The organism is Corynebacterium sp. (genome assembly GCF_030530965.1).
Classification (GTDB): domain Bacteria; phylum Actinomycetota; class Actinomycetes; order Mycobacteriales; family Mycobacteriaceae; genus Corynebacterium.
Genome location: NZ_JAUMTY010000041.1, coordinates 5,613 through 8,027, shown reverse-complemented (window position 1 = coordinate 8,027; position 2,415 = coordinate 5,613). Strand labels below are relative to the sequence as shown.

The following is a 2,415-nucleotide window of genomic DNA, read 5'->3' as shown; positions in this document are numbered from 1 at the left end:
TCGAAATGAAACAGGCGTGCTACTCCGGGGTCGGCGCGCTGCAGGTCGCGCTGGGGATCGTCGCCCGCAACCCACAGGAAAAAGTGCTGGTTGTTGCCTCCGACGTTGCACGCTACGACCTCAACTCGGGCGGTGAGCCGACTCAAGGCGCGGCAGCGGCTGCGTTCCTTGTCCAGGCCAACCCCGGCATCCTGGCCGTCGAGCCTGCATCCGGCGTGTACACCTACGATGTACAGGACTTTTGGCGCCCCAACGACCGGCACACCGCCCTGGTCGACGGCAAACTCTCCATCGACGCCTACCTCAACGCCGTTCGCGGAGCTTACGACGACTTCATCGATCACGGCGGGGCCGACTTCGCCGCGATCGACCGCTTCTGCTACCACCAGCCATTCACGAAAATGGCGGTAAAAGCGCACATGGCGTTGCGCGAACACGTCGGGCTGTCCGCGGATAAAGCCGAAACCGCCGCCGAGCTCGAGACCACGATGCACTACAACCGCATGATTGGTAACTCCTACACGGCATCCGTCTTCCTGGCATTCATGTCGCTGCTCGAGACCGAATCTGACGACCTCGCCGGAAAGCGCGTCGGCGTCCTGTCCTACGGCTCCGGTGCGGTTGCCGAATTCTTCACCGGCACCATTGTCGACGGATACCAAAAGCTGCTCCGCGCCGATGAGCACGAGAAGGCGCTGGATTCACGCGAACCGCTCACCTACGACGCTTACCGCGATCTTCATCCCGGGACACGCGTCGCCGACATTACGGATTACGACACACCGGAGGTCACCGATGCGCCATTCCGTTTCGCCGGCGTGAAAGACCACTCGCGGATTTACCAGCGTCGTTAACGGGCGTCAGCCTCCGTAGCGGGTACCAGCGTCGCTAGGAAGTGCGAACCGGCGTACCAGCGTCGCTAGTAATGGTGGTGGAATTCAACCGGCGGGCGACCCGCGTCGTCAACCACAAGCCGATCAAAATGAGGCCGTAGGTCAGGATGAAACTGGCGACCGTGTCAGTCGCCCAGTGGGCACCGATGATCACGCGGCTGGCCGCCATGAGAATTCCCCACACCGTTCCGACCCACAGCGCAATCCGCCAGGCTTTGCCACCGAGCGGGCGCAACACGATAGCCAGGGCTGCAAGAGTGGTGCCCTCTTGAGTGTGGCCCGACGGGAACGAGCGATGCCCATTAGGCAAGTTGATGTGATACCACGGCTGATAGGGGCCTTTTCCAGCATCAACCTCATAGGGGCGGAACCGACCCCACAGGCTCTTCATCCCGTCGTTCACCCCGTGCCCAGCCCACACAATCGCGAGCATAATCACAGCCGAGATCGCGATCAGGCGCAAAGTCTCAGCCGACAAATTCCGAACCAGCAGCCACGCCACGATCGAAATGATGATCAGAAGGACAATATCCATAAACATGGCGGGGGCGAACTGCGACCAGGTCATCGTGTCCGAATCATCATTATTAGCGACGCCGATCGGGGTGCCGGCTGCAAGGTTCGCGCTCCACGACCGACGATACGACTCAGCCTGCTCTGACCAGCCAAGGACCGACAGGAAACTCGCCCACGTGAGCAAAATGCTGCCCAGCCCGCGCGCGATCCCCGGAAGAGACGAACGGAGGAGGCATCCCGCGAGGACCTGCATAGCCAGCGCACTCAGCACCGCCGGAGGGAACTCGCCATAGGACTGGAACAGTGTGCCGAACACGCTGTCATGGTTGATGACGGCATCGCTGACCTGCTTGTCAGTGAACGTGAAGATAATCAGTAAGACGGTGGCCACGCTGAGTAACGCGGTGACCGCCGTGGTATTGACGCCACCCCCGTCGTGTTGAATGCGTGGGGTCGTGCCCGGGTTTTCGCTCGGCGGGGGAGTAGTGCGAGCCGCATCCGGCTGCGATGCTGACGTCCAGGCTTGGCTGTCATCGGCCTGGTGAGTGGGGAGACTAGGTGCTTGTGCCATACGTATGGTGTACCAAGCTTCTTTAACGTCCCACTGACGTAAACATGAACACTAAGTGAAGCTCGGGGGAAGCAATGGCGGGTGGTGGTGTGCCGCGCCGCCTTTTGTCGTATAACCCCAGGAAGAACCCAATTCCTGGGCGTGAAGCACCGACGCACGGAAGAAGGAGCCGGTAGACGGAAAACTGCGGGGAAACTACACCTGGCGCCCGCCTGGAGCCCGAAAAGTGCGGGGGAATATGCGACCAAAAATAAAAGTGCGGGGCTATATGGTCAATTTTCGGCCATTTTTCGCCCATATGCGCCCGCAGTTTTCACAACCGACCCTGATATTGCCCCGCAGTTTTCCCGCACGTGGACACATTTTCGTCGTATAACACAAAAACCCGCCATACGCCGGAGCGATATGGCGGGAACCCGACCACCTAGGAAAGCT

2 protein-coding genes are annotated in these 2,415 nt (G+C 60.4%); one reads left to right on the top strand and one right to left on the bottom strand.

Annotated elements, in window-relative coordinates:
* A partial coding sequence (locus tag Q3981_RS07985) for a hydroxymethylglutaryl-CoA synthase family protein (protein ID WP_303125080.1) occupies positions 1-854 on the top strand: 854 nt, incomplete at its 5' end.
* A 34-nt stretch (positions 855-888) separates the two neighbouring features.
* Here the strand turns inward: Q3981_RS07985 and Q3981_RS07980 are convergent.
* Positions 889-1,980 carry a phosphatase PAP2 family protein gene (locus Q3981_RS07980; RefSeq protein ID WP_303125078.1) on the bottom strand — a complete coding sequence of 364 codons (1,092 nt, stop codon included), beginning with the start codon at positions 1,978-1,980 and terminating at the stop codon, positions 889-891.
* Positions 1,981-2,415: the final 435 nt, after the last annotated feature.